The organism is Catellatospora aurea (assembly GCF_042663325.1).
Lineage (GTDB): Bacteria > Actinomycetota > Actinomycetes > Mycobacteriales > Micromonosporaceae > Catellatospora > Catellatospora aurea.
Window position 1 is genome coordinate 1 of sequence record NZ_JBHTAC010000107.1, and the last position, 1,186, is coordinate 1,186.

General features: G+C 65.5%; 1 protein-coding gene. It reads left to right on the forward strand.

Features of this window, described 5'->3' with window-relative positions; all coding sequences use genetic code 11:
* Nucleotides 1-108: 108 nt before the first annotated feature.
* Nucleotides 109-1,186 (forward strand): extracellular solute-binding protein (locus ACFQO7_RS37700; protein ID WP_376810887.1); only part of this gene is annotated, 1,078 nt, incomplete at its 3' end.

The following is a 1,186-nucleotide window of genomic DNA, read 5'->3' on the forward strand; positions in this document are numbered from 1 at the left end:
GGTCCGCAGACCATCAACTGGTGGCACATTCAGAACACCGAGCCGATGCTGCCGGTCTGGGCGGCGATGGCCAAGGAGTACGAGACCGCGCACACCAACGTCAAGGTCGTGATCCAGCCGCTGGAGAACGAGGCGTTCAAGGCCAAGCTGACCACCGCGACGCAGGCGGGTTCGCCGCCGGATCTGTTCCAGTCGTGGGGTGGTGGTGTGCTCAAGCAGCAGGTCGACGCGGGGCTGGTCAAGGACATCACGGCTGATGTGCAGCCGTGGATCGGTACGCTGCTGCCGGCGTCGGTGCAGCCGTTCACGATCGACGGGAAGATCTACGGGATTCCGTTCGATGTGGGCATGGTCGGTTTCTGGTACAATAAGGACCTTTTCGCCAAGGCGGGGATCGCCAAGCCGCCGGCGACGTGGGCTGAGCTGCTGACGACGGTGTCGACGATCAAGTCGAAGGGGATCGTGCCGGTCGCCCTGGCGGGTAAGGAGAAGTGGCCGGGGCACTTCTACTGGGCGTATCTGGCCATGCGTATCGGTGGTTTGGGAGCGCTTCAGCAGGCGGCCAAGGACAACAACTTCGACACTCCGGACTTCATCGCCGCAGGTCAGCGGTTGAAGGAGCTGGTGGATCTGCAGCCGTTCCAGAAGGGTTTCCTCGGGGCGGAGTATGGCTCGCCGGATGGTCAGGCCGCGACGATGGGCAATGGCGGGGCGGCGATGGAGCTGATGGGTCAGTGGGCTCCGGCGGTGCAGAACTCGTCGTCGACGAGCAAGAAGGGCCTGGGTGACAAGCTGGGCTTCTTCGCGTTCCCGGCGGTCGACGGCGGCAAGGGCAGTGTGGCGGAGGCGTTCGGTGGCGGTAACGGGTTCGCGGTCGGCAAGGACGCCCCGGCCTCGACGGTGGACTTCCTGAAGACGCTGCTGGATGTGGCGAACCAGCGCAAGAGCGCGGCGACGGGTGCGGTGCTGCCGACGGTGAAGGACGCCGCCGACGCGATCAAGGACCCGAACAGCCAGGTGGTGGCGTCGAGTCTGGCGGCGGCTACCGGGTTCCAGCTGTACCTGGACCAGGCGTACCCGCCGGCGGTCGGCCAGCAGGTCAACGACAGTGTCGCCGAGCTGGTGGCGGGTTCGAAGACCGCGGAGCAGATCGTCAAGGACATCACCAAGGTCGCGAAGAGCCAGT